The 23,359-nt window shown below is 69.6% G+C and carries 25 protein-coding genes; 5 read left to right on the plus strand and 20 right to left on the minus strand.

What is annotated here, in order from left to right; genetic code table 11:
• Positions 1 to 4 precede the first annotated feature (4 nt).
• From JUB13_RS26265 to JUB13_RS26300, 8 genes are all read right to left on the minus strand, one after another.
• A complete protein-coding gene (locus tag JUB13_RS26265; protein WP_328703028.1) occupies positions 5 to 739 on the minus strand; it encodes an ABC transporter ATP-binding protein in 735 nt (244 codons plus the stop codon).
• Positions 717 to 1,448, minus strand: a complete 732-nt coding sequence (locus tag JUB13_RS26270; RefSeq protein ID WP_207484404.1) for an ABC transporter ATP-binding protein — start codon at positions 1,446 to 1,448, stop codon at positions 717 to 719. The genes JUB13_RS26265 and JUB13_RS26270 overlap by 23 nt, the downstream gene beginning before the upstream one ends.
• Entirely contained in the window at positions 1,445 to 2,419 is a 975-nt protein-coding gene (locus JUB13_RS26275) for a branched-chain amino acid ABC transporter permease (RefSeq protein WP_207484419.1), read from the minus strand. Before JUB13_RS26275 ends, JUB13_RS26270 begins: the two co-directional genes overlap by 4 nt.
• The gene (locus JUB13_RS26280) at positions 2,416 to 3,294 is read right to left on the minus strand and encodes a branched-chain amino acid ABC transporter permease (RefSeq protein WP_207484422.1); all 879 of its coding nucleotides are present in this window, start codon (positions 3,292 to 3,294) and stop codon (positions 2,416 to 2,418) included. The genes JUB13_RS26275 and JUB13_RS26280 overlap by 4 nt, the downstream gene beginning before the upstream one ends.
• A 136-nt stretch (positions 3,295 to 3,430) precedes the next feature.
• A complete protein-coding gene (locus tag JUB13_RS26285; protein WP_207484426.1) occupies positions 3,431 to 4,693 on the minus strand; it encodes an amino acid ABC transporter substrate-binding protein in 1,263 nt (420 codons plus the stop codon).
• A 99-nt stretch (positions 4,694 to 4,792) separates the two neighbouring features.
• Entirely contained in the window at positions 4,793 to 5,656 is an 864-nt protein-coding gene (locus tag JUB13_RS26290; protein ID WP_207484430.1) for a dioxygenase family protein, read from the minus strand.
• 221 nt (positions 5,657 to 5,877) lie between these two features.
• Positions 5,878 to 7,074 (minus strand): CaiB/BaiF CoA transferase family protein, encoded by a 1,197-nt coding sequence (locus tag JUB13_RS26295; protein ID WP_207484433.1) that lies wholly within the window; start codon positions 7,072 to 7,074, stop codon positions 5,878 to 5,880.
• On the minus strand, positions 7,071 to 7,892 hold the full coding sequence (locus JUB13_RS26300) for a citryl-CoA lyase (RefSeq protein ID WP_207484435.1): 822 nt from the start codon (positions 7,890 to 7,892) through the stop codon (positions 7,071 to 7,073). The genes JUB13_RS26295 and JUB13_RS26300 overlap by 4 nt, the downstream gene beginning before the upstream one ends.
• A gap of 159 nt (positions 7,893 to 8,051) precedes the next feature.
• On the opposite strand from JUB13_RS26300, the gene JUB13_RS26305 reads away from it, so the two are divergent.
• Positions 8,052 to 8,882, plus strand: coding sequence for an IclR family transcriptional regulator domain-containing protein (locus JUB13_RS26305; RefSeq protein WP_236025239.1), 831 nt, complete (start codon positions 8,052 to 8,054; stop codon positions 8,880 to 8,882).
• Positions 8,883 to 8,902: 20 nt separating this feature from the next.
• The gene (locus tag JUB13_RS26310; RefSeq protein ID WP_211115643.1) at positions 8,903 to 9,475 is read left to right on the plus strand and encodes an NADPH-dependent FMN reductase; all 573 of its coding nucleotides are present in this window, start codon (positions 8,903 to 8,905) and stop codon (positions 9,473 to 9,475) included.
• Positions 9,476 to 9,520: 45 nt separating this feature from the next.
• Here JUB13_RS26310 and argE read toward each other — a convergent pair whose 3' ends face one another.
• The 7 genes from argE to JUB13_RS26345 are packed head-to-tail and all read right to left on the minus strand — an operon-like array spanning position 9,521 to position 17,123.
• Entirely contained in the window at positions 9,521 to 10,696 is a 1,176-nt protein-coding gene (gene argE, locus JUB13_RS26315; RefSeq protein ID WP_207484438.1) for an acetylornithine deacetylase, read from the minus strand.
• Complete coding sequence (locus JUB13_RS26320; protein WP_207484440.1) at positions 10,693 to 11,544, minus strand: N-formylglutamate amidohydrolase; 852 nt, start codon at positions 11,542 to 11,544, stop codon at positions 10,693 to 10,695. The genes argE and JUB13_RS26320 overlap by 4 nt, the downstream gene beginning before the upstream one ends.
• A 5-nt stretch (positions 11,545 to 11,549) precedes the next feature.
• Positions 11,550 to 12,548, minus strand: a complete 999-nt coding sequence (locus JUB13_RS26325; RefSeq protein ID WP_207484448.1) for an ABC transporter ATP-binding protein — start codon at positions 12,546 to 12,548, stop codon at positions 11,550 to 11,552.
• Positions 12,545 to 13,558 carry an ABC transporter ATP-binding protein gene (locus JUB13_RS26330; RefSeq protein WP_207484450.1) on the minus strand — a complete coding sequence of 338 codons (1,014 nt, stop codon included), beginning with the start codon at positions 13,556 to 13,558 and terminating at the stop codon, positions 12,545 to 12,547. Before JUB13_RS26330 ends, JUB13_RS26325 begins: the two co-directional genes overlap by 4 nt.
• Positions 13,559 to 13,572: 14 nt before the next feature.
• Positions 13,573 to 14,490, minus strand: a complete 918-nt coding sequence (locus JUB13_RS26335) for an ABC transporter permease (protein WP_207484453.1) — start codon at positions 14,488 to 14,490, stop codon at positions 13,573 to 13,575.
• Positions 14,487 to 15,464 (minus strand): ABC transporter permease, encoded by a 978-nt coding sequence (locus tag JUB13_RS26340; RefSeq protein ID WP_207484455.1) that lies wholly within the window; start codon positions 15,462 to 15,464, stop codon positions 14,487 to 14,489. The genes JUB13_RS26335 and JUB13_RS26340 overlap by 4 nt, the downstream gene beginning before the upstream one ends.
• A gap of 54 nt (positions 15,465 to 15,518) precedes the next feature.
• The gene (locus JUB13_RS26345; RefSeq protein ID WP_236025240.1) at positions 15,519 to 17,123 is read right to left on the minus strand and encodes an ABC transporter substrate-binding protein; all 1,605 of its coding nucleotides are present in this window, start codon (positions 17,121 to 17,123) and stop codon (positions 15,519 to 15,521) included.
• Between the two features lie 139 nt (positions 17,124 to 17,262).
• Here JUB13_RS26345 and JUB13_RS26350 point away from each other — a divergent pair, with 139 nt between their 5' ends.
• Entirely contained in the window at positions 17,263 to 18,078 is an 816-nt protein-coding gene (locus JUB13_RS26350) for an IclR family transcriptional regulator (protein WP_207484460.1), read from the plus strand.
• Positions 18,079 to 18,218: 140 nt separating this feature from the next.
• Positions 18,219 to 18,842, plus strand: a complete 624-nt coding sequence (locus tag JUB13_RS26355) for a TetR/AcrR family transcriptional regulator (RefSeq protein ID WP_328703029.1) — start codon at positions 18,219 to 18,221, stop codon at positions 18,840 to 18,842.
• A 24-nt stretch (positions 18,843 to 18,866) separates the two neighbouring features.
• On the opposite strand, the gene JUB13_RS26360 is transcribed toward JUB13_RS26355, so the two are convergent.
• The 5 genes from JUB13_RS26360 to JUB13_RS26380 are packed head-to-tail and all read right to left on the minus strand — an operon-like array spanning position 18,867 to position 22,660.
• Entirely contained in the window at positions 18,867 to 19,184 is a 318-nt protein-coding gene (locus JUB13_RS26360; RefSeq protein ID WP_207484462.1) for a hypothetical protein, read from the minus strand.
• Positions 19,185 to 19,215: 31 nt separating this feature from the next.
• A complete protein-coding gene (locus tag JUB13_RS26365) occupies positions 19,216 to 20,742 on the minus strand; it encodes a cation:proton antiporter (protein WP_207484464.1) in 1,527 nt (508 codons plus the stop codon).
• Positions 20,743 to 20,770: 28 nt separating this feature from the next.
• Positions 20,771 to 20,953: a hypothetical protein gene (locus JUB13_RS26370; RefSeq protein ID WP_207484466.1), complete on the minus strand. Its 183-nt coding sequence runs from the start codon at positions 20,951 to 20,953 to the stop codon at positions 20,771 to 20,773.
• Positions 20,954 to 21,002: 49 nt separating this feature from the next.
• The gene (locus tag JUB13_RS26375; RefSeq protein ID WP_207484468.1) at positions 21,003 to 21,719 is read right to left on the minus strand and encodes a DUF6064 family protein; all 717 of its coding nucleotides are present in this window, start codon (positions 21,717 to 21,719) and stop codon (positions 21,003 to 21,005) included.
• On the minus strand, positions 21,719 to 22,660 hold the full coding sequence (locus tag JUB13_RS26380) for an aldo/keto reductase (protein ID WP_236025241.1): 942 nt from the start codon (positions 22,658 to 22,660) through the stop codon (positions 21,719 to 21,721). The genes JUB13_RS26375 and JUB13_RS26380 overlap by 1 nt, the downstream gene beginning before the upstream one ends.
• 410 nt (positions 22,661 to 23,070) lie before the next feature.
• Between JUB13_RS26380 and JUB13_RS26385 the strand changes: the two genes are divergently transcribed.
• Positions 23,071 to 23,295: a hypothetical protein gene (locus tag JUB13_RS26385; RefSeq protein ID WP_207484470.1), complete on the plus strand. Its 225-nt coding sequence runs from the start codon at positions 23,071 to 23,073 to the stop codon at positions 23,293 to 23,295.
• Positions 23,296 to 23,359 lie beyond the last annotated feature (64 nt).

A 23,359-nucleotide genomic window follows, 5' to 3' on the forward strand; every position in this document is an offset into this window, starting at 1 on the left:
TTCCTTACGCCATGCCCATCATGGTCCTGCGGATCTCCTCGCCGTCGGCGAGCTCCCGGCCCTGCTCGACCGTGCGGATGATCCGGCCATGGGAGAGCACGTAGGCCCGCGCCGCGACCTCGACGGCCTGGAAAAAGCTCTGCTCGGCCATCAGGATCGTCATGCCACGCGCGGTCTGGAGCTGCTTGACGGCGTCGATCACCTGGTCCACGACGATCGGGGCCAGGCCGACCGAGGGCTCGTCGACGACCATGAAGCGCGGCGCGGTCATCAGCGCGCGCGCGATCGCCAGCATCTGCTGCTGACCGCCGCTCAGGGTGCCGGCGGCCTGGCGCCGACGCTCGCGCAGGATCGGAAAGGTTTCGTAGCAGAAGGCCAGCGTCTCGGCCGGCGAACCGCGACCGCGGCGCACGCCGCCGGCGAGGCTCAGATTGTCCTCCACGCTCAGGGTCGGGACGAGGCGCCGTCCCTCGGGCACGGCGCCGATCCCGAGATTGACGATGTCGTGGGGACGCATCGCCGTGAGGTCGGTGACTCGCCCGCCCCATTCCATCAGGATCCGGCCCGATGTCGGCCGCACGAATCCCAGGATGCAGTTCAGCAGCGTGCTCTTGCCGTTGCCGTTCATCCCGAGCAGGGCGACCAGCTCGCCCTCGCGGACCTCGAGGCTCACGTCGTGAAGGACGGTCACCGCGCCGTAGCCGGCGCTGACCCGCTCAAGGACGATTCTGTTGTTCACCGAAATACACCCTCTGAACGTGCGGGTCCTCGACGATGGACTGCGGCGTCCCCTCCGCGATGATCCGGCCGGTCTCCAGGCAGATCACGCGTTCGGAGAAGCGCATCACCGCGTGCATGATGTGCTCGATCATGATGACGGCCACGCCGGTCCGGTTCAGGTCGAGCAGCAGCGACAGGATCTCGTCGATCTCGGAATCGGCGAGCCCGGCCATCGCCTCGTCGGCGATCAGCAGCCGCGGCTCGGTGACGAGGGCGCGCGCGAGCTCCAGCTTGCGCAGCTCGAGCTGCGACAGGGATTCCACCGGCGCGTCGCGCCGGCCGTCGAGCCGCATCGACCTGAGGACGCCCTCTGCCCGCGCCCTGGCATCGCCCGCGCCGCGGCCGAGATAGTCCAGCGGCACGAACAGGTTCTCCAGCACGGTCATGCCGGTGAAGGGCCGCGGGATCTGGAAGCTGCGCGCGATGCCCATGCGCGCCCGCTTGTGGGCGGGCCGGCGCGTGACGTCCTCGCCGGCATAGACGATGGCGCCGGCGGTGGGGACAAGAAGCCCCGCGATGCAGTTGATCAGCGTGGTCTTGCCGGACCCGTTCGGCCCGATCAGGCCCAGGCGCTCGCCGGGGCGCAGATCCAGCTCGACCGGGCCCAGGGCGCGCAGGGCCCCGAAGGTCTTCTCGACCTGGCGGACGGACAGAAGCGGGGCGGTCATGCGGGCTTCCTCGCGGGCTTGGCCGACCAGCGCACCCCGCCCCGGACCGCCGACAGGAGGCCCAGAAGACCCTCGGGCGCGGCGACCACGAAGGCGATCAGCAGCAGGCCGACGGCGAGGATGTTGTATTCCGACGAGATCGTGACCGTAGCGACCTGCTGGATGGTGCCGAGCAGGACCGCGCCGATGACGGGTCCCATCCAGGACCGCGTCCCGCCGATCAGCGGCATGGCGAGGGCGTTCAGGGCGATCAGGAGGCCGAAGGCGCTGACCGGCTCCACATGGTAGGCGTAGGAGGGGTAAGGGGCGCCGGCCGCGGCGATGATGCCGCCGCTGATGGCGCAGGCGATCAGCTTCATGCGCAGGGTCGGGACGCCGCAGCTCTCGGCGGCGGGCTCGCTGGCCCGGATCGCCCGGAAGCCGCGGCCCAGCCAGGAGGTCTCGATCCAGCGGGCGATCACCACGGCCAGCAGCGCCAGGACCAGCATCACGCAGAAGACGTACTGGGTCTGGCCCTTGAACCAGGCCGGCGGCGGCGGGCCGATGGTGGTCAGGCCGCTGGCCCCGCCGAGCGCCTCGGTGTTGTGCACCACCGTCTCGAGCACGACCACCAGGGCCAGCGTCGCGATGGAGAAATAGACGCCCTGGATGCGCAGCGTCAGGTAACCCGTCGCGACGCCGAGCGCCACGCCGACCAGCGCCGCGGCGACGATCTGGACCACGAGCGGCGCCTCGAAGGCCTGCATCAGGTAGGCCGAGGTGTAGACGCCCGCCCCGAAGAAGGCCGAGGTGCCGAAGTTGATGTAGCCCGCGTAGCCGCCGAGGATGTTCCACCCCGTCGCGATCACGATGTACTGCAGCACCACGTAGCCGGCATAGAAGTAGTATGGGTTGGCGACCACCTGGGGCAGCAGGAAGCCGGCCGCGCCCAGCAGCACGGCGATGGTCGCGAAGGTCCCTGTCCGCATCATCGCGATGCTCCGAAAAGGCCGCTCGGCCGAAGGCCCAGGGTGCCCAGCAGGATCGCGAAGGCGACGCCCGGCGCCCAGGACGGGCTGACGAAGGTGGTGACGAAGGCCTCGGCGACGCCGATCAGGACGGCGGCGACCAGGGTTCCGGGAATGGAGCCCAGCCCCGCAAGGACGACGACGGCGAAGACGCGGCCGAGCAGCGAGCGGTCGGTGAATGGATCGACCGGGCCGGTGATGATCAGCGCCGCGCCCGCGAGGACAGCGAGCGCGGTCGCGAGGCCGAAGGCGTGCCGCTTCACCGAGCTCGGGTCGATGCCGCTGATGCTGAGCGCCCGCTCGTCATGCGCGACCGCGCGCAGCGCAAGGCCGCCATGGGTGCGCGTCAGGTAGAGCCATAGCGCCAGGATCACCGCCGGCGTCACCAGCGCGGGCACCAGGAAGCGGTAGGGCAGCGTCACGAAGCCGACGGACAGGCTCTGGCCGACATAGGGGACCGAGACGGAGCGGAGGTCGGTGCCGAATGCGATGACCAGTCCGATCTCGATCACCAGGGCGACGCCGAAGAACAGCGTCAGGCTCTGGAGCGAGTTGCCGCGACCACGCAGCTCGAAGGCGCGGGAGTAGAAGGTGTAGAAGCCGAGCCCGAGGACATAGAAGGGCACGGTCAGCAGCAGCGCGGCCAGCAGCGGGTCGGCGCCATACCCGTTCGCCAGCGCGACGGCATAGGCGCCGGCGACCACGATGGCCGGATGCGCGACATTGGGAACGTGCAGCAGGCCGAAGGTGATCGCCAGCCCCATGGCGAGCAGCGCGTAGATGCTGCCGAGGGCGGCGCCGCTGGCCAGGGCGTTTGCGGCAAGATCGATGAGCATCATCGGAGTTTCACGGGATCCATTGGGCCCAGGTGATGCGCTTGCGGGTTGATGCGCTTGCGGGTGATGTGCCGGGGCTGAAGCGCGCGGCAGCGGCCGTCCCGCGCCGTGCATTGCGGCGCGGGACAGCCGTCCCGGCTCAGGCGCGGGCCTTCGCGAAGGGGACGAGATCGCCGCTCTTGAGCGCCGGCGGGTCGAGGACGACCTGCTTGCCGGCTTGGCGGAACTGCTCGAGATCGTTGCCGGCGATGTTGCGGAACTGCGCCATCAGCACGCGCCGCTCCGTCCAGTCGCCGAGCTCGTTGAAGGCGATCTTTCCGACGATCGTCTCGACTGGGTTCCCGTGCAGCCACTGCGCGAGCTTCGCCTCCTCCAGCGTGCCCGTGGCCTTCACGGCCTCGGACAGCATCTGGCCCGCCGCATAGCAGAAGGGCGGGATGTAGAAGCCCAGCGGATCGACCTGGCGCTCCTTGGCGATGGCCTGGTAGCGCGTCAGGAAGCCCTCGATGCCCTGGAACTTCAGCGTCGGCTCTGGAACGTAGAGGTGGAAGTTCACGATGCCGTTCAGCGCCGGACCCAGCGTCTGCAGCAGCGAGGCATACTGCGGCCCCACCATGCCGCCGCCGAAGAGCTTGACGGATTCGCCCACCCCGATCTCGGACAGGCCGCGGACCATCGCCGTCGAATCCGGGGGATAGGAGCACAGGAAGACAGCCTCGGGCTCGGCCGCCTTGAGGTTCCGGAGGATCGCCGAGAAGTCGTTCAGCGTCGGCGGGTAGACCTGGTTCATCACCACCTTGAGGCCGGCCGCCTCGCTGACCCGCTTGCCGCCGGCGGCCGCGGTCTTCGAGAACTCGGTGTCGGCGGCGATGATGGCGATGCGCTGAAGCTTGTTGGCGATCGCGAGGTCGAAGAAGCCGCGCGCCCAGTCCTCGGCCCCATTGGGACCCCAGGGAGCGGCCTGGAAGAACTTGTCGTGCTTCAGCCGGTCGTTGGAGGCGAGCGTCAGGATGCCGATGATGATCCGGTCGCGCTGCTTGGCCAACGGCATCACCGTCGCGGTGAGGTTCGCGCCATAGGGAGAGAACAGCAGGTCGACCTTGTCCACGTCCACGAGCTTCGAATAGATGCCGGGGACGGCGGCGGGCGAGCTCTGGTCGTCGTAGACCACCAACTCGACCTTGCGGCCGAGCAGGCCGCCGGCCGCGTTCACGTCGTCCCGCCAGAGCTCGTATCCGATGAGCGAGTTCTTGGTGCTCGCGAGCGCGCCCGTCAGCGACACGCTGCAGCCCACGCGGATCGGCTGGCCCTGCGCCCGCGCACCCGTCCAGATCGCAGGCATCGCCAGACCCGCCGAGACGCCGGCCCCGAGCACCGCGAACTCACGCCGATTGATCTTCATGACGCTGTTTCCTCCCTCGATGCCGGTTGTCCGGCTGTTCTGCCCTCGGTGGTGGCGCCCTTGCCTCCGGGCCGCGGACGCCGCCGCCCGGAGCCGGTTTCAGGCGGCCTTGTTCAGCACGATGTCGAAGTCGATCTGCCAGAACGGCGTGGACGAGACCTCCCCGGTCGGCGTCGGGCCGTCGGGCATGCGCCGGAACTGGGTGATCAGCTCCCTGCGCACGCCGAAGACGACATCGGTGTCGAGATACTCGTCGCCCTCGCGGAAGAGATGGGTGATGACGCGCTCGTAGCCCGGCGCCTCGACCAGGAAATGGATGTGGGCAGGCCGGTACTCGCTGATGCTGGTCTGGCGGATCAGGTCGCCCACCGGGCCGTCCATGGGAATCGAGTAGCCCAGCGGCGTCACCGTGCGCACGCAGTAGCGCCCGTCGGGCCCGGAGCGGTAGATGCCGCGCAGGAGCGGCTCCTCGCGGCCGGCCATCTGGGCCTCGTAGACGCCGTCGCCGTCGGCCTGCCAGACGTCCAGCACGGCGCCGGGGACCGGATTGCCGTCGAGGTCGCGCACTACCCCCGTCACGAAGCAGGGCTCGCCGGACGCGTCGCCCGCCATGTCACCGCCATTGGGCAGCTCGGGCGATCCCTCGATGTGGAAGGGGCCGAGGACGGTGTTCGGGGTGGCGCCGGTGGGCGTCCGGCCGTTCATCATCACGACGAGCATGCTGAGGCCGAGCACGTCGGAGGCCAGGATGAACTCCAGGCGCTTGTCGTCGCTGATCTGCCCGGTCCGCGTCAGCCACTGGATGCCGGCCAGCCACTCCTCATGGGTGAGCTCGACCTCCCGGGCGAAGGCGTGCAGATGCTTCACAAGAGACGTCATGATCTCGCGCATGCGGGGCGAATGGCACGTCGCCCAGCGCTCGATCGCGACGTCCGTGATGTTCTCCTCGGTGACGTACGGCATTGGATCCCCCTGCCTCATTCTGCGGACCGGCCCGTCTGGCGCGGCCGCGGTTCACGCAATCCGGCACCGCGGCCCATGAAGGCTCGTCCGGCGCCCCGGCTTTCGTTATCCGAAACAGGCTTCGCAGCACGAAACAATGCTGGAACCGATTGTTCGTGAGTCAAGCATAACTTCGGCGGCACCGACAGCACCGCCAAGGCACCACCGCCGCGCGCGGTCCATTACCGGTCCTCCCGCGTACGGCGCGCAGCCGCGGCCTTGCCCACTTCGCCCAGGGATTCCGCGCCGAGGATCTCCTCGTTGTGCTCGCCCAGCAGCGGCGGTGGCGCGAAGGCGGTTGCGCGCGTTCCGTCGAATGTGATCGGGAAGCGGACGTTCCTGAAGCGGCCGAGGGTCGGATGCTCGCCATCGATGAAGAGGCCGAGATGGCGCGCCTGCGGATCCTCCTCCACCTCGCTGCTGTCGTAGAGCGGCGCGAAGGGCACGCCGCGCGCCTCCAGCCGCGCCATCCACTCGGCACGGGGACGGGTCCGGAAGACCTCGCGCAGGATCGGAAGCAGCGCCTCCTGGTTCTCGATCCGCCCCTTGCGGTCGGAGAAGCGCGGATCCTCGATGATGTCCCGCCGCTCCATGGCGTCCGCCAGTCCCTCCCAGAACTTGGCCGGCGAGGACATGTGGAGCGCGACCCACCGCCCGTCGGAACATTCGAGGACGTAGGACTGCGAGACGCGGGGCCGGCTGTACGGCCCCATCACCTCGCCCTCGGAGAAATAGTGGGTGAAGGCGTCGATGTTGAAATAGGCCATGGCCTCCATCATCGACAGCTCGACCAGCCGGCCCCTGCCCGTCCGCTCCCGTTCGTAGAGGGCGGAGACGATGCCGTAGGCCGCGAAGATCCCGGTCAGCGCGTCGGCGATGGCCGGACCCGTCACGCGCCGGTTCTCCGGATTGACCATCAGCCCCAGGAACCCGCCGATCGCCTGCGCGACCGCGTCGTAACAGGGCCGCTCGGCATAGGGGCCGGAGGCTCCGAAGCCCGAGATCGCGCAGTAGACCAGGCGGGGATTGATGCCCGACAGCCGCGCATGGTCGAGCCGCAGCTTGGCCGCGACGCCCGGGCGGAAGTTCTGGATGAACACGTCCGCCCCGGCAAGCAGCGCATCGAACCGCGCCAGGTCCTCGGGCTTGCGGGTGTCCAGCTCCACCGAACGCTTGTTGCGGCCGTAGGACTGGTAGTGCGGGCTGTAGAGGCCGCCCTCGAAGGCGCGGAACGGATCGCCCGTCCCCGGCGCCTCGATCTTCACGACGTCGGCGCCGAGATCCGCCAGCATCATGGCGCTCGCGGGGCCGGTGATGTAGGTGCCGATCTCGAGCACCCGCACCCCCTTGAGGATGTCCAGCATGCCGCTGCGCGTCATGGCGTGTCGCTCCCCTTGCCGCTGGTCGATCCCGCGCCGGCCGCGTCGTACCGGATGGCCTCCCCGCCGTGATAGGACAGGACGAAGCCGATCGGGCGCTGCGCCTCCTCGTTGAGATGGCCGATCAGGCCCGCCGTGCGGGCCAGGATCGGGATGCCCTTGAGCACCGCGGCGGGAAAGCCGACGTCCAGCATCACCGCGGGGATGCCCGCCGAGATGTTGATGGGCAGCGGCCGCCCGTAGACCTCGGGGATCAGCCGCGCGCAGGTCTCCACCGCCTCGACGTGGCGTCCCGCGACGCCCTTCTCCTTGGCGAGGTCGAACAGCCGGTGCGTGCGCGGGTCGCCGTCCTTGTGCAGCGGATGGCCGAAGCCGGGCACGGCCTTGCGATCCGCCTTGAGGCGCCGCAGGCAGGCGAGCGCGGCCTCCTCGATGCCGGTGCCGCGGGCATCCGCCTCGGCCAGGATCTCTTGCTGGAAGCGTCCTGCCGCCTCGGAGCTTCCGAGGACCACGCTGCCGCAGCCGAGGATGCCGGCGGCCACTGCGCCCTGCAGCGCGTCGGGCGCTGCCGCATAGGTCATGCGCGCCGCCTGGACGCTGGGGACGAGCCCGTGCTCGGCGATCGCGACCAGCGTGCAGTTCAGGAAGAACCGCTGCATCTCGGTCGGGCGCTCGCCCGTCACCAGCAGGAAGAAGTACTCGGTGAAGTCGATCTTGCCGATCAGGTCGCGGCAGAGGTCCTGCCCGCGCACGGTGATGGTGTGAGCGTCGGAGGTCGAGATCGAGGTCGAGGGATCGTCTTGCCGGCCGATCTTCATGGGCGGGGCCTCACCTGGAGCTTTCGGAACCGCCCCGGCTGCCGGCATCGCGGCGGACGGGGCCGATGGAGCGATCAAGGACCGGCTTCGCCGGTGTTGACAATTTCGGAATACGAAAATAGCTTCACATAGCGAAATGCTACGTGACGCCAACGATCCATGTCAAGACAGCTCGATGCATCAGCCTCCGGCTCCGAGGAAGGCCGCAAGGAGGGCATGGGCGGCCTCGCCAAGGGGCTGCAGGTCATCCTGGCCTTCAATGCGGGGCATCCGAACCTGACCCTGAGCGAGGTCGCCGAGATCACCGGCCTCGCCCCGGCGACGGCGCGGCGCTGCCTGCTGACGCTTCAGGAGCTCGGCTATGTCGGGGTGAGCGGCAGGCGGTTCTTCCTGCGGCCACGGGTTCTCGACCTCGGCAGCGCCTTTCTCGAATCGCTGAACGTCGAGGAGCTGACCCGGGCGCACCTCACCGAGCTGGCGACGGCGACGGGCGATTCGGCCTCTCTCAGCGTCCTGGACGGGACCGAGATCGTCTATCTCGCCCGTGCGTCGGCGCGCACGCTGGTCCGCCTCGAGGCCCATGTGGGCAGCCGCTTCCCGGCCTATGCGACCTCGATGGGCCGCGTGCTGCTCGCGGCCCTGCCCGAGGAGCGGCTGCGCGCCTGTCTCGCGTCCAGCGACCTGCGTCCCCTCACCAGCCGCACCGTCACGGACCCCGAGGCGCTGGCGCAGATCGTCGCGCGCTGCCGGGCCGAGGGCTACGCCGCCGCGGAGGACGAGCTCGCCTACGGCGTGGTCGCGCTGGCGGTCCCCGTCCTCGACGCGCGCGGGCGCGTCGTCGCCGCGCTGAACAGCTCGTCCCATTCCAAGAAGATCGACCTGCGGACCATGGTCGAGACCCGGCTCGCCCTGCTGCGGGAGTTCAGCGCCCGGATATCGGCCGAGCTGAAGCGTCTGCCCGAGACCCCACTCGCCCTCGGCGAGTCCTAACCCCCTGGAGCCATCACATCATGACCACGTCCACGCCCCCCTCCACCCCGATCCGCGTCCTCGGCATTTCGGGAAGCCAGCGCAAGGGATCCTACAACACGGCACTGCTGCACGCGGCGCGCGAGCTGGCTCCGGCCGGGATGGAGATCGAGATCGCCGACATCGCGCCGCTGCCGATGTATGACGACGACGTCAGGGTGGCGGGCTTCCCGCCCGTGGTCGAGGCGCTCCGCACGCGCATGCGCGCGGCCGACGCCCTGCTTCTGGTTTCGCCGGAATACAACCGCTCGGTGCCCGCGATCCTGAAGAACGCGATCGACTGGGCCTCGCGGGCGCCGGACCAGCCCTTCGACGGCAAGCCCGTCGCCATCATGACCGCCAGCCCCGGCGCGCTGGGCGGCATCATGGCAAACCACCACCTGCGCCAGATCCTGGTCTTCCTGAACGGCCAGACCGTCAGCGGGCCCGAGGTCGCGATCGGCGACGCCAAGGCGAAGTTCGACGAGCAGGGCCGGCTGACGCACCAGCCCACCCGGGACTTCGTGGCCGCCCATCTCGCGAAGCTGGCAGCACTGGCCTCGCGCGGGCGCTGAGGCCCGCGGGAGCGAAGACGGAAGCCCGGGGCGGGGAACGCCGCCCTAGACCTGCCCCGCCTCCGCCGCCTCCAGCAGGCGCCGGAGCATGGCCTCCGTCTTCGCGAGCTGGTCGATCTCGATGAATTCGTCGGGCTTGTGCGCCTGGGCGATGTCGCCGGGACCGCAGACGACGGCGGGAATGCCGGCGAGCTTCTGGAACAGGCCGGCCTCGGTGCCGAAGGCGACCTTGGAATGGCCGTTCTGGCCCACCAGCGACTTCGCCGCCGTGACCACCCCGTCGGCGGGGTCGGTGTCGAGCCCAGGCGTGCTCGATATCTCGTCCCAGGTGAAGCCGGCATGGGGCTGCACGGCCTTCATCTGGGGCTCCAGCACCTCGTGCGCGTAGCGCCGGACCTCGTCCAGCAGGGGACCCGGCAGATGGTCCGGGAGGTGGCGGAACTCGAACTCGAAGGCGCAGTCGGTCGGCACGATGTTCAGCGCGACGCCGCCCTGGATCCAGCCGGTGTGAACCGTGGTGTGAGGCACGTCGAAGTCGTGGTCGAAGGGTCCGTGCTCCTGGAACTTCCGCCCCATGCGCCGCAGGTAGGCCACGACCTCGGCCGCGTATTCGACGGCGTTGACGCCGCGCGGAGCCAGGGCCGAGTGGCAGGCATGGCCGTGCACGTGGCACCGCATGGCCAGCTTGCCCTTGTGCCCGATGATCACCTGCAGGTTCGTGGGCTCGCCCACGAGGCACAGGCGCGGCTTGATCGGCCGGTCGCGCAGGCGTTCGAGCAGGCCGCGCACGCCGACGCATCCGACCTCCTCGTCATACGAGAACGCGAAGTGGATCGGCGTCTTCAGCGGAGCCCTCGCAAAGGCCGGCGCGAAGGCGAGCGCCGCCGCAACGAAGCCCTTCATGTCGGCGGTGCCGCGGCCGTAGAGCCGGCCGTCCCGTTCCGCCAGGGCGAAGGGATCCGAGCTCCAGTCCTGGTCGTCCACCGGCACCACGTCGGTGTGGCCCGACAGGCAGACGCCGCCGCGGTCCCGGGGGCCGATGGTCGCGAAGAGATTGGCCTTGGTCCCGGACGCATCGAAGACCAGCTCGGATTCGATGCCGAGCCCGTCCAGGTAGTCCTGCACGAAGCGGATCAGGTCCAGGTTGGAGTTGCGGCTGGTCGTATCGAAGGCGATCAGGTCGCGCAGCATCCCGTAGGAGACGAGGTCCCGCCCGTTCATCGCGCCACCCTCCCGCGCACGTAGTCCGCGACGGCGGCCACCATGCGGCCGAGATCGGTCTTCAGCTGCCCGTAGCCCGGCGCCCGCGCGAAGCTCGCCTCGTCCATGTAGAGCCGCCGGTTGATCTCGACCTGGAGGCTGTGCCGCCCGGCCGCGGGGTCGCCATAGGCGCGCACCAGCTCGACGCCCTTGTAGGGGTCGTTGAGCCTGACGTCGTAGCCGAGACCGCGCAGCGCGGCGGCGACCGCCTGGGTGAAGCCGGGCTCGCAGGTGGTGCCGTCCCTGTCGCCGAGCACGAAGTCGGCCCGCGGCTGTCCGGGCCCCTCCTCCGAGAGGTCGTCGCTGACCGCGGGCATCGAATGGCAATCGATGTGCCAGACCGCGCCCCAGCGCGCGTGGAGCGCGTCGAGCTCGGCGCGCAGCGCCCCGTGATAGGGCCGCCAGTAGCGGTCGATGCGGGCCTTCACCTCGGCGGCCGGGAGAAGGCGATCGTAGATCGGCACGCCCGGCGCCGCCATGCGCCAGACCAGCCCCTTGCCGATGCGGGTCTTGGGGCCCGGGTTGATGGGCTCCGGATAGGGATCGGCCAGCAGCTCGGGATCGATGTCGTCCGCCGGGCGGTTCGCGTCCAGATAGACCCGCGGGAAGCCCGCCAGCAGCAGCGTCGCCCCGTGCCGCGGCGCCTCCGCGTAGAGGTCGTCCACATACATGTCCTCGCCCCTGCGCAGGACGGACATGGGGGCGGCGGGCCGGAAGTCGTCGGGATAGCCGGTTCCGCTATGCGGACTGTCGAGCAGCAGCGGAAGAGCGTCCGCGGACGGGCGGATCAGGGTGTGCGACGGGATCATCGGTCTCAGGTCACGTCATTGAGGTGGCAGGCCGACAGGCGGCCCGGTGCGATTTCACGCAGCGCCGGCGCCTCGCGCCGGCAGCGCTCCATGGCGTGCGGGCAGCGGGGGTGGAAGGTGCAGCCCGGCGGCGGTGCGAGCGGGGACGGGATCTCGCCCTTGATGGGGGCGAAGGCCCGCTTGCGGGTGTCGATGCGCGGCGATTCCGCGAGCAGCGCGCGGGCATAGGGATGGTTGGGCGCGGCGAACAGCTCCGGCGTCGGCGCCGCCTCCACGACCCGGCCGAGATACATGATCACCGTGCGGTCGGAGATGTGCTCGACCACGCCAAGGTCGTGGCTGATGAACAGGTAGGTCAGCCGCAGCTCCTCGCGCAGGCGCATGAACAGGTTGATGATCTGCGCCTGGATCGACACGTCCAGGGCCGCGACGCTTTCGTCGCAGACCAGGAAGTCCGGCTTCACCGCGAGGGCCCGCGCGATGCCCACCCGCTGGCGCTGCCCGCCCGAGAACTGGTGGGGATAGCGCCGGGAATAGGCGGGGTCGAGGCCCACCAGCCGCATGATGCCGGCCACGTAGTCCTCGGCCTCGCCCGCGCCGACGATGCCGTGGAAGCGCGGCGCCTCGCCGATGATCTCGCCGATCCTGAGCCGCGGGTTCAGCGAGGCCATGGGGTCCTGGAACACCATCTGGACCGCGAGGTTGGCGCGCCGCCGCTCCTCGGCCGGGAGCTCGGCCAGGGCGCGCCCGCGCCAGCGTAAGGTGCCGGCGCTCGGCGGGAGGATGCCGGCGACCATGCGCGCCAGGGTGCTCTTGCCGCAGCCGGACTCGCCGACCAGCCCGACCACCTCGCCCTCGGCCACGGCCAGGGACACATCGCTGACCGCCTGGACGTCGTATTCCTCGACCCGGGCGCCCAGCGCCTTGGCGATGCGCTCGGCGAGGTCGAGGCGGCTGGCGAAGCGCTTGCTCAGCCCCTGGAGCTCGAGAATAGGCGCGCTCATGCCCGGACCTCCGTGGCGGGACCCATCGCGGGAACGGGCTCCGGATGGAAGCAGCGCCAGCGGTGTCCGGCACCGAACAGGCCGGGCTCCTCCTGGCAGTCCTCCTGGGCACGCGGGCAGCGCGGCCGGAAGGCGCAGCCGCGCGGCAGGTCCAGGAGCGACGGCGTCATGCCCGGGATCTGCGCCAGCGGCTGGCCGCGACGGTTCCGGCTCGGCACGGAATTGATCAGCCCGCGCGTGTAGGGATGGCGGGGCGTGTCGATCACCTCGGCAACCGACCCGGTCTCGACGATCCGGCCCGCATACATCACCGCGATGCGGTCGGCCAGGGTCGAGACCACCGCGAGGTCGTGGGTGATCCAGAGCAGCGCGGTGCCGGTCTCGCGGCAGAGCTTCTGCACCTCGAACAGGATCTGCGCCTGGATCGTGACGTCCAGCGCCGTCGTCGGCTCGTCCGCGATGATCAGCGCCGGCGCGTGCAGCAGGGCAATGGCAATGGCGACACGCTGGCGCATCCCGCCCGAGAACTGGTGGGGGTAGGCCCGCAGCCGCTCCTCGGGGCTGGGGATGCCGACGCGGGCCAGTGCGTCGCGCGACCGGCGCCGCGCCTCCTCGCGCGTGACCCGGGCGTGGGCCAGCACCGCCTCGACCATCTGCGTCTCGACGCTGAGCACGGGGTTCAGCGTCATCATGGGGTCCTGGAAGATCATGGCGATGCGGGCGCCGCGGATGTGGCGCAGCCGCCGCTCGCCGGCCCGAGCCAGATCCTCGCCCTCGAAGAGGATGCGCCCTCCGACCCGGCCGGGCGGGTCCACCAGTCCCAGCAGGGACAGGCCCGTGACCGACTTGCCCGAGCCGGATTCCCCGACCAGGCCCAGGATCTCGCCGCGCCGGATCTCCAGGTCGACGCCGTCGACGGCGCGAACGGCGCCGGCGCGGGTCTCAAACTCGGTGCGCAACCCCTCGACCCGGAGGAGCGGCGCGCCGGCCTCGATCTGCTGTCCCTTCATCGGCTGGTCCTGGTTCATCGGCTGAGCCGCGGGTTCAGGACGTCGCGCATGCGGTCGCCCACGAGGTTGATGGCGACGATCGTGACCAGCAGCGCGATGCCCGGGAAGACGCTGATCCAGTACTCGCCGCTCAGCATGTACTGGTAGCCGGATGCGATCAGCATGCCGAGGGAAGGCTGGGTCACCGGCACGCCGACGCCGAGGAAGCTCAGCGTCGCCTCCAGCGCGATCGCATGCGCGACCTGGACGGTCGCGACAACGATCAGCGGCGGCAGGCAGTTGGGCAGCAGGTGTCGCCGGACGATGCGGCCGTGCGAGAGCGCAAGGCAGGTCGCGGCCTCGATGTACTCCTTGCGCCGCTCCACCAACGCCGTGCCGCGCACCGTGCGCGCGTAGTAGGCCCACTGCACGGTGGTCAGCGCGATGATGACCTTGTCGATGCCCTTGCCCAGCAGAGCCAGCAGGATCAGCGCCACCAGGATCGCGGGGAAGGAAAGCTGGATGTCGACGATGCGCATTATCACCGTATCGACCCAGCCGCCGAAATAGGCTGCCGAGAGACCCACCAGCAGGCCGAGCGCCAAGCCGAAGACGGTGGAGCTGACGCCCACCAGGAGGCTGGTGCGCAGCCCGTAGAGGATGCCGCTCAGCATGTCGCGTCCCTGGTCGTCCGTACCGAGCCAGTGCGTCGCGCCGGAGCCGCCCTCGGCCAGCGGCGCGAGCATCCCGTCCAGGATGTCGAGTTGGGCCAGGTCGTAGGGATCCTGCGGCGCGATCAAGGGCGCCAGCAGCGCGCTCCCCACCACCAGCACCATCAGCAGCAGGCCCAGCATGGCCGTCCGGCTGCGTGCGAACTCGGCCGCAAAGCGCGCCATCGGCGTTTCGGCCCTGGCGCGGGCCCCCTGCCCGGTCGCCCCTACAGTCGCGGTCATGAGCGCGAGCCCCCCAGCCGTATGCGTGGGTCGAGCAGCGAATAGAGCAGGTCGACCACGAGGTTGATCACGACGAAGAGCAGCACCGTCACCATCAGGTAGGCCACCACCACCGGCCGGTCGAGCTGCAGGATGCTGTCGATCAGGAGCTTGCCCATGCCGGGCCAGGCGAAGACCGTCTCCGTCACGACCGAGAAGGCGATAACCGAGCCCAGCTCCAGCCCCAGCACGGTCACCACGGGGATCATGATGTTCTTCAGGATGTGCACGCCGACGACCCGCCTCGCCGACAGGCCCTTGGCACGGGCGAACTTCACGTAGTCCTGGAGCGCCACCTCGCGGGTGCCGGCCCGGGCCAGCCGGATGACCAGCGATATCTTGAACAGCGCCAGGTTGATGGCCGGAAGCACCAGATGGGCGAGCCCGTCGGCCGTCAGGAAGCTGAAGGGCACGCCCAGGATCTCGCGCGTGGCGCCGCGCCCGCCGGCCGGCAGCCAGCCCAGCGTTACGGCGAAGATCATGATCAGCAGCATGCCGACCCAGAAAGTCGGCAGCGAGAAGCCCAGGATGGAGCCCGTCATGATCGTGCGCCCCGCGATCCCGTCCGGGCGCAGGCCCGCCCAGACGCCCAGCGGGATACCGAGGAGAACGGCGATCAGCATGGCGGCGAGCGCGAGCTCCAGCGTCGCCGGGAATCGCTGCAGCACGATGTCGAGCGCCGGAACGCCGTGCACGAAGGACCGGCCCAGGTCACCCTTGGCGGCCTCCTGCGCGAAGGCAAGGAACTGCTCGTGCATGGGGCGGTCGAGCCCCAGGCGCGCGATGGCTGCCGCCCTCTCGGCCTCGTCGGCCTCGGGCGAGATCAGCACGTCGATCGGGTCGCCGATGGCGAAGATGCCTGCGAAGACCAGCACCGACATGACCGCCACGACGATCGCGCTCTGGGTCAGCCGCCGGATGATGAAGACCAGCATCGGGGTCCCTCCGGATGGCGGCTCCCGGACAGGTGCCGGGAGCCGCCTGCGGCGTCACTTGCTCGTCACGTCGAAGGCCAGCGTGTACTGGTCGGCCCGCGCCTCGTAGGTCAGGCCTTTCCTGGTCGCCCAGGAGGTGACCTCGTAATGCAGCGGCAGGATGCCGTAATCCTCGATCACCGCCCGCACCGACTGCTGGAGCAGCGCCTCGCGCTTCTTGTCGTCGACGGTCGCCAGCGCCTGGGCGAGCGGCTGGTCCACCGCCGGGTTGGCGTAGCTCGTGTAGTTGGTGGTGCCGAAGCCCTTGTCCTTGTCGCGCCCCGCCACCAGCGACTTCAGCGGCGAGGACATCTCGCCGGTGGCGGCGCCCCAGCCGGCGAGGAAGGCGCTGTACTCCTCCTTGTTGCGGCGGGAGAAGAAGACGTTCGCCGTCGATGCGTCGACCTGGGTCTGCACGCCGATACGGGTGAACATCTGCGCCACGGCCTGCGCGACCTTCTCGTCGTTGATGTAGCGGTCGTTCGGCGTGCCGAGCGTCAGCTTGAATCCGTTGGGATAGCCCGCCGCGGCCAGCAGCTCCTTCGCCTTCTTCTGGTCCGAGGTCAGCTTCAGGGCGGGGTCATGGCCGAAGAAGCCAGCCGGCAGGAGCTGCGAGGCCGGCTCGGCCACGCCCAGCATGATCCGCTTCACGATCGCGTCGCGGTCGATGGCGAGGGAAAGCGCCTCTCGCACGCGCTTGTCGCGCAGCGGGTTCTTGCCGTCGGTGCCCTCGATGGTCGGCGGCTTCTCCTGGACGCCCAGCGCGACGTAGATCACGCGGTTCGACAGCGCCTGCGAGACCGCGACCTTCGGGTCGTTCTTCAGGCGCTCGATGTCCTGGATCGGCGGGTTCTCGATCATGTCGACGTCACCGGCCAGCAGCGCCGCGACGCGCGGGCCGTCGCTGGTGATCGGCCGGAACGTGACCGCATCGAACTGAGGCTTCCGGCCCCAGTAGACCGGGTTCGTCTCGAGGACGATACGCTCGCCCTTGGTGAACTGCTTGAACTTGTAGGGGCCCGTGCCGATGGCGAGCGAGAGGTCGTTGAACTGGGCCGTCGCCGGCCAGGAGTCGGCCTTGCAGCCGGCCTTCTCGAATTTGACGTTCTCGCCCTTTGCGGCCTCCGCCGACATGATGCCGAAGGTCGAGAGCTCGACCGGCAGCAGCGGATAGGGCGCAGCCGTCTTGATGATCAGCGTGTGCGGGTCGGGCGTCTCGATGGCGTCGATGCCCTTGGTGTAGATCGTGAAGGAGGACGGGCTGTTCTGGACCTGCGGGATCCGGCAGACCGTGTAGACAAAGTCCTGGGCGTCGAAGGGCGTGCCGTCCGAGAACTTCACGCCCTTGCGAAGCTTGAACTCCCAGGTCGTGTCGTCCACCGCGCGCCAGCTCTCGGCGAGCTCCGGCTTCAGGCGCTGCTTCGCGTCCTGCCCGACCAGGGCTTCGAACACATGCATGCGCACGGCGGTATTCGGTGCCAGGTTGTGGTAGTGCGGATCGAGCGCGCTGGGCTCGGCCGAGGTGCCGATGCGCAGCTCGGCGCCGGCGGCCGGGCTCGCGGCGGCGGCAAAGGCGGCCAGGAGGCCGCCGAGAGTCGTCCGGAAGTGCTTCGTGTACATTGCTGTCCCCCGATGCTGGGTGAAGGTCCCGTTCGCCCCGGCCATGGAGGCCGGTGGATTTTCTTATCGCTATGCGATAAACTGCTCTTCAATTCCAATAATCGGACCCGAGATTGGGGCCGTTGTCAACGGGGGCGTCATGGCGGAGGGAGCTGTGCGGGATTTTTCTCCGCGCGAGGGCGAGGATTCGCTGTTCGTGCACTCCTTGGCCAAGGGCATGGCAGTGCTCCAGGTCTTCGGGCGCGGCTGGGACTCGCTACGCCTGACGGATATCGCCGAGCGCACCGGGCTCAGCATGGGTGCCGCCCAGCGGCTGACCCACACGCTGACCGAGCTCGGCTACCTGCGCAAGGACCCGGCCACCCGTCGCTACAGGCTGGCGCCGCGCATCCTGGACTTCGCGTACCAGTACCTGCATGCGAGCCCCTTGCACGAGATCGCGATCCCGTTCGTGGTCGCGGCGCGGGACGAATGCGGCGAAAGCGTCAACGTGACCGAGCTGGACGGGAGGGAGGTCGTCGCGGTGATCCGGATGCCGAGCGAGCGGCGAATCAATCCGAGCTCCACCATTGGTCGGCGTCTTCCCACCCACTGCACCGCCGGCGGACGCGCGCACCTGGCTTGGCTCACCGAGCAGGAGCGTGCCGCCGTGCTGGACGCCGGCCCGCTGGAGGCGATGACGCCGCGCACCCTGACCGATCCCGCCCTCATTCGCGAGCGGCTGGACCAGGCGCGCCGCGACGGATTCGCGCTGGTGGAAGATGAGGTGTTCCTTGGCGAGATCGCGCTTTCTGCCCCGATCCTGGACGGCGCGGGGCGGCCGCTCGCGACGCTCGGCATCTCGACCTCTGCCGCCCATTGGACGGCCGAGACCGCGCGCGAAAGGCTGGCCCCCGTCGCCCTGCACACGGCGCATGCCATCGCCCGGGCGCTGCGCGGCTGGAAGCCGTTCTGAGGGCGAGCCGCGGCGCTCCGTCTCAAGCCTCCTTGCGGAGCCCTGGCGGATTCGCAGCCGGTGCCCTATAGAACCAAAAGCGGAACCCTCGTCCATTTGTCGCGGGGCGTTGTTCCGTTTCGCGAGAGGAATGTCGGGCAGTGGATAAGGACGTCGACGAGCTGGAGATGCCGGACGAGCGGGGCCGTCCGGCGCGGGCCGACGCGCGCCGCAACGTCGATGCCCTGCTTCGCGCGGCCATGGACGTTTTCGCTGAGTTGGGCGTGGATGCGCCGATGCGGACGATCGCCGCGAGGGCGGGCGTCGGCGTCGGGACGCTGTATCGACATTTCCCGCAGCGCTCGGATCTCATCAAGGCGATCATCCGGCGCGAGGTCGACGGCTGCGTGGAAGCTGCTGCGACGCTGGTGGCAACCCGGGAGCCCGGCGAGGCTCTCGCGTCATGGATGCAGCGTCTTGCCGACTTCGTCGCCACCAAGCGGGGCCTGGGTCCCGCGCTCCACTCGGGCGATCCCGCCTACCAGGCGCTTCCGGACTACGTCCACGGTCAGCTCACCCCCGCGCTGCGGAGCCTGCTGGACGCCGCAGCGTCCGCCGGCTCCATACGCGCCGACGTGGACGCCGGCGAGCTGCTGTTTGCCGGCCTACGGCTTGCGATGCCGGCCAGCGAGGGCGATACCGGGCAGGCACGGCGCATGATCGCACTGCTTGTCGATGGCCTGCGCTACGGAGCCGATGCCCCGGACAAGGCTAAGCCGCGTTAGATCGGAGAGGACGCACCAGCGGCCTCAGCCAAGACGCCCCTGCGCCCTGCGGACGCGCGCGACCTGCAGGGGATCGAAGACCTCGAGCCAGGCGGAATGGACCGCGAGATCGCGCCGCGCCTCGGACCAGCGGTCGAGATCACCCGCCTCCTCCGCGGCCTGCGCCTCCTCCTGCGCCCGGGCATGCTGGTCCAGGACACCGGCGACGTAGCTGTCGGTCACGGCGAATGGCTCCGTCCTCTGGATCGCCTCGCGCACGCTCGCGATCGCCGCCTCGAGCTCGTCGCGCCGGCGCACGAGATCGTGCCCCAAGGCCGTGAACCGTTCTTCCCGTTTGGGCATCTGGCTTCTCCCTTCAAGGCCCGCCCCCCTTTCAGCGTTGCGCGAGCGACATCTCGGCCCAGTCCAGGCGCTCCTCGACCGCGTGGAACGCCTCGTCCCCGATCTCGCCGGCGCTGCGCAGCCGGACCAGCATCGCGCGCTGGATCCGGATCAGCTCGAGGCGTAGCGCCTCGGTCTGCGCCAGCGGGTCGTCCGGCTCCGTTTCGAGAGACGATGTGTATTTCCGGCGCAGGAACTCGACGTCCGGCGACGTTCCGTCGCCGAGTGCCGCCAGGGCGGCCCTGGCCAGCCGGTCCCGCGCGAGGCTGATCTCCCGCTCGATCGCGCCGTCATCCACGGCCCCGACGCGCCGGATCAGCCGCTGCAGGGTCAGTCCCTGGATCACCAGCGTGCCGAGAACGGTCACGAAGGCGCAGAGCACGATCAGATCGCGATAGGGGAAGTCCGGTGCCTCGGGAAGCGCGATCGCCGCGGCCAGGGTCACGATGCCACGCATGCCCGACCACGACACGATCAGGCCGCCGCCGAAGGTCGGCACCGTCCTGCCATTCAGGCCGCCGCGACCGGCGGCGCGCCAGCGCACCAGCGCGTCGTAGCTGAGCACCCAGGCGATCCGCACCACGATCACGGTCAGCAGCACTGCGCCCGCGACCAGGAGGTAGCCGCCAATCTCGCCTTCCGGCAGGCGGTCCATGATCTGGCGGAGCTGCAGTCCGATCAGGACGAAGGCGAAGACGTTCAGGAGCAGGACCACCGTTTCCCAGACTGCGTAGGACGGCAGGCGCATCCGTGCCGGCGTCTGGATCGGAGCACGGCGTGCGATCGTGATCCCGTAGGTCACCACCGTGACGATCGCTGAAAGACCCAGCCGCTCGGCCAGGATCCAGATGCCGAAAGTGCCCAGAAACTGCAGGATGATCGAGGTCGGCGGATCGGTGACGGACCGCGTCACCAGGCTGTATGCCTCCGCCAGCACCCAGCCGCAGACCACGCTGCCGATCACGCCGAGCGCGAAGGCCGGTCCGATCGAGGCCGGAGCGAAGGTGCCGGCCATCGCCGCGCCTACGGCAATGTTATAGACCAGCAGCGCGCTGGCATCGTTCAGCAGGCTTTCCCCCTCCAGGATCACGCGCAGCCGGTGCGGGATCCTCACCTGTCTCAGGATCACCACGGCCGAGGCGGCATCGGGCGGCGCCACGATGGCGCCAAGGGCAACCGCCGCCGCCAGCGGCATGCCGGGAACCAGCATCTTCGCAACCAGCGCCACGGCCACGACCGTGAGCCCGACGGCAACCAGAACCAGGCTCCCCACCGGCACCCAGTTGGCCCGCAGGTCGCGCAGCGAGGTGTCGTATGCGGCGTCGAGCAGCACCGGCGCAAGAAAGAGCGCCAGGATCAGATGCGGATCCATGGTGAAGCTCGGCGCCTCGGGAAGCAGCGCCAAGCCGGCGCCGCCCAGCGCGAGCATCACCGGATAGGGAACGCCGGCGCGCCGCGCGGCCGCGGTCAGCAGCAGCGCGGCGAACAGGATCAGCAGGATGGCTTCGAATGTCTCCATAGCGGCGGCGGCTCACCCCGAGACCGGATCAGCGGCTCTGCGGCCCGCGCTCGAGGCCGGGCCGCCGCTCTTGGTGCTCGGGCGGGGCGGGCGGGATCTCGGCGGGGTCGTAGCGCTCGTCCCATTGCTGGACCGGCTGGGGCATCATCCCGTCGGGCGCCGGCTTCGGGGTGGCGGGCGGTACAGGCTCGTCGGCAGGGGCTTGCGTCATGGCGGCCTCGAATTCGGCATCATGCCCCTGCAACCCCGCACGCGCGGATTCATCCCGCGGCTGTGCCGCGCCGCCCTCCGAAACTCCGCGCGAGCGCCGCGGACAAGGACAGCACTCCTACGGCGGGCATCAGCACCGCATCGGGCGCCTCCATGGCCCAGAGCGTCGCACCGCTGATCGCACACCAGAGAAGCGGGATCGCAAGCATCTCCCACCGGATCCGCTTTGCCGCGACGAGGACGCCCAGCGTCGCCGTAACCGTGGGGTCGGGCGCCATGCCGAACAGCTCGGCTTCGGCAAGGGCGCGCCCGGCGAGAGGGCCCGCCAGCGGCTGGAGCAGGAGCGCGAACAGCACGAGCCCGATGCCGAGCGCGCGCGGCCATCCCATATCCGTGCCTCCCTGCCCCGTCCAGCCCGGTCCCGTGGCAGGCGGGATCCGGTTCCCGAGCGCGCCGAGCACCAGCAGCAGCACCGCCTCGGCCACGAAGCCGGCCGCAATGTAGCCTGCGCCCCAATTGATCGTGGCGTAGCGGACCAGGAGGAAGGTCCAGGCGACCCACAGCCAGTGGGCTGCAAGGCCCGCGGCCAGCGCACGGCCATGCCAGGAAGCCGGCCGGACGAGCATCCAGACCCCCGCCAGCCCCAGTGCCAGCGCGAGCAGATGCGCCGGCCACAGCGCCGCATTGTGGAGCGCGAAGAGGCGGTAGTAGGTCCGCGGCGAGAAGAGCAGGAAGTCCGAGAGCGCGTAGGTCCACCACTCCGACATCAGAGCGTCCCGAACAGGTCGGCGATGCGCCGGCGCATGACTGCGTCCGGCAGCGCGCCGCGCGCCGCCGCCAGGTTCTCACGCACATGGGCGACGCTGGTGGTGGCGGGGATCGCGCAGGTGACGGTCTCGTGGCCAAGGATGAACTTGAGCGAAAGCTGCGCCCAGCTCTGGCAGCCGATCTCGGCGGCCCAGGGCGGCAGCGGCCGGCGGCCGATCCGCCGGAGCAGCGCTCCCTGCTGGAACGGGCGGTTCACGATCACGCCCATCCCGCGTTCCCGGGCGAGCGGCAGGATCCGCTCCTCAACCTCACGATCGACGGGGTTGTAGGTGACCTGCACGAAGTCGAGCGGCTGCGCGCGCATGATCCGCTCGAACTCGGCATGACGGCGCCCTTCCGACGTCGTGATCCCGACATAGCGCAGGCGCCCTTCCGCTTTCATCGCGAACAGGGTCTCCAGGTGCTCCTCCCACGAAAGCAGGTTGTGCACCTGAAGGAGGTCGAAGCGGGAAACGCCCCAGAGCCTGCGCGACTCCTCGATCTGCGCCGGCCCGCGCGAGCCCGAAGAGATCCAGACTTTGTCCGCCGAGAATGGCGCGGCGGCGCCGAGACGGCCGAGCGCATGGCCGATCACTGCCTGGGACGAGCCGTACATCGGGGAGGAATCGATCATCCGGCCCCCGCCCTCGAAGAATGCCTGCACCACCTCGACGCAGGCGTCCCGCGCCTCGGCATCCTCGCCGACATTGAAGGTGATCCAGGTCCCGAGCCCGACCGCCGGGACGAGTTCCCCCGAGGACGGGATCGCGCGCGCAAGCACGGTGCCGGGCTCGGTCCTGGCAAGGGCGCGCGGCGCCAGGGCGGCAGCCCCTGCCGCGACGCCCGTGGCGGCAAGGCCGGCAAGCAGGGCGCGGCGGTCGAGCGACATGAAACGATCCATCGACGTCCTCCGATGCGCGGGAAGGCTGATTCGCGGGATCGGACGGCGCCTCGTCACAATTTCGCCGGTCCTCCCGCGGACAGAGATGGTGGGGTTGCCCCGCCATCAGAAGATGGGAGCTTTCCGGAACGTGCAGACGTCATGGAGAGGCCGAGTCGTGCTGCAGCGCCACATTTCCTCCATTTTAACCATTGCGGCATAATTTGAAGTTCAGGCGCAATGCCGCCTGCGAAATAAAATCAGATCACCATTAGATGGCCTGCCGAACAGTGTCACTTCCCACAGTCAGCCTTTATGTTGCGCCGCAGCAACGGAAGGAACGGCTTAGGATTTTCTTTTCGCGCCCCCCCTGCTTATAGGACCCGGGAAGAGTTATATGAGGCAGGACGCACCCATCTGGAGCGATGAACATGGCAACGACCTTCACTGCTGATACGACCCTTTCCCATGGCGGAACCGGTAGCCGGTCCACCAAGAGCGGCTGGCTGCGGCGTGCTCTCCACGCGATGGTGATCGCGCGCACCGAGCAGGCCTTCCACAGCCTCGATGACCGGACCCTGGCCCATCTCGGCCTGACCCGGGCGGAGATCCCGACGCGGGCCCGCGAAATCCACGAAGGTTTCCGCGGCGACTGAACCGTCCGCGCGCCGCCATCCGCCTCGACGCGGACGGCGGAAAGGCCGTGGCCCCAGGGGCCAT

Origin of the sequence: Arenibaculum pallidiluteum, from assembly GCF_017355985.1 — a bacterium.
GTDB classification, from domain to species: Bacteria; Pseudomonadota; Alphaproteobacteria; order Azospirillales; family Azospirillaceae; genus Arenibaculum; species Arenibaculum pallidiluteum.

Bases quoted from the DNA above. Each gene is read 5' to 3' on its own strand.
- JUB13_RS26290 (WP_207484430.1), bottom strand. From the start codon at position 5,656: ATGCCGTACGTCACCGAGGAGAACATCACGGACGTCGCGATCGAGCGC.
- JUB13_RS26365 (WP_207484464.1), bottom strand. From the start codon at position 20,742: ATGGAGACATTCGAAGCCATCCTGCTGATCCTGTTCGCCGCGCTGCTG.
- JUB13_RS26350 (WP_207484460.1), top strand. From the start codon at position 17,263: ATGGCGGAGGGAGCTGTGCGGGATTTTTCTCCGCGCGAGGGCGAGGAT.
- JUB13_RS26295 (WP_207484433.1), bottom strand. From the start codon at position 7,074: ATGACGCGCAGCGGCATGCTGGACATCCTCAAGGGGGTGCGGGTGCTC.
- JUB13_RS26340 (WP_207484455.1), bottom strand. From the start codon at position 15,464: ATGCTGGTCTTCATCATCCGGCGGCTGACCCAGAGCGCGATCGTCGTG.
- JUB13_RS26345 (WP_236025240.1), bottom strand. From the start codon at position 17,123: ATGTACACGAAGCACTTCCGGACGACTCTCGGCGGCCTCCTGGCCGCC.
- JUB13_RS26275 (WP_207484419.1), bottom strand. From the start codon at position 2,419: ATGATGCGGACAGGGACCTTCGCGACCATCGCCGTGCTGCTGGGCGCG.
- JUB13_RS26310 (WP_211115643.1), top strand. From the start codon at position 8,903: ATGACCACGTCCACGCCCCCCTCCACCCCGATCCGCGTCCTCGGCATT.
- JUB13_RS26270 (WP_207484404.1), bottom strand. From the start codon at position 1,448: ATGACCGCCCCGCTTCTGTCCGTCCGCCAGGTCGAGAAGACCTTCGGG.
- JUB13_RS26280 (WP_207484422.1), bottom strand. From the start codon at position 3,294: ATGATGCTCATCGATCTTGCCGCAAACGCCCTGGCCAGCGGCGCCGCC.
- JUB13_RS26285 (WP_207484426.1), bottom strand. From the start codon at position 4,693: ATGAAGATCAATCGGCGTGAGTTCGCGGTGCTCGGGGCCGGCGTCTCG.
- JUB13_RS26375 (WP_207484468.1), bottom strand. From the start codon at position 21,719: ATGTCGGAGTGGTGGACCTACGCGCTCTCGGACTTCCTGCTCTTCTCG.
- JUB13_RS26360 (WP_207484462.1), bottom strand. From the start codon at position 19,184: ATGCCCAAACGGGAAGAACGGTTCACGGCCTTGGGGCACGATCTCGTG.
- JUB13_RS26305 (WP_236025239.1), top strand. From the start codon at position 8,052: ATGTCAAGACAGCTCGATGCATCAGCCTCCGGCTCCGAGGAAGGCCGC.
- JUB13_RS26385 (WP_207484470.1), top strand. From the start codon at position 23,071: ATGGCAACGACCTTCACTGCTGATACGACCCTTTCCCATGGCGGAACC.
- JUB13_RS26380 (WP_236025241.1), bottom strand. From the start codon at position 22,660: ATGGATCGTTTCATGTCGCTCGACCGCCGCGCCCTGCTTGCCGGCCTT.
- JUB13_RS26335 (WP_207484453.1), bottom strand. From the start codon at position 14,490: ATGACCGCGACTGTAGGGGCGACCGGGCAGGGGGCCCGCGCCAGGGCC.
- argE (WP_207484438.1), bottom strand. From the start codon at position 10,696: ATGAACGGGCGGGACCTCGTCTCCTACGGGATGCTGCGCGACCTGATC.
- JUB13_RS26370 (WP_207484466.1), bottom strand. From the start codon at position 20,953: ATGACGCAAGCCCCTGCCGACGAGCCTGTACCGCCCGCCACCCCGAAG.
- JUB13_RS26325 (WP_207484448.1), bottom strand. From the start codon at position 12,548: ATGAGCGCGCCTATTCTCGAGCTCCAGGGGCTGAGCAAGCGCTTCGCC.
- JUB13_RS26330 (WP_207484450.1), bottom strand. From the start codon at position 13,558: ATGAAGGGACAGCAGATCGAGGCCGGCGCGCCGCTCCTCCGGGTCGAG.
- JUB13_RS26320 (WP_207484440.1), bottom strand. From the start codon at position 11,544: ATGATCCCGTCGCACACCCTGATCCGCCCGTCCGCGGACGCTCTTCCG.
- JUB13_RS26300 (WP_207484435.1), bottom strand. From the start codon at position 7,892: ATGAAGATCGGCCGGCAAGACGATCCCTCGACCTCGATCTCGACCTCC.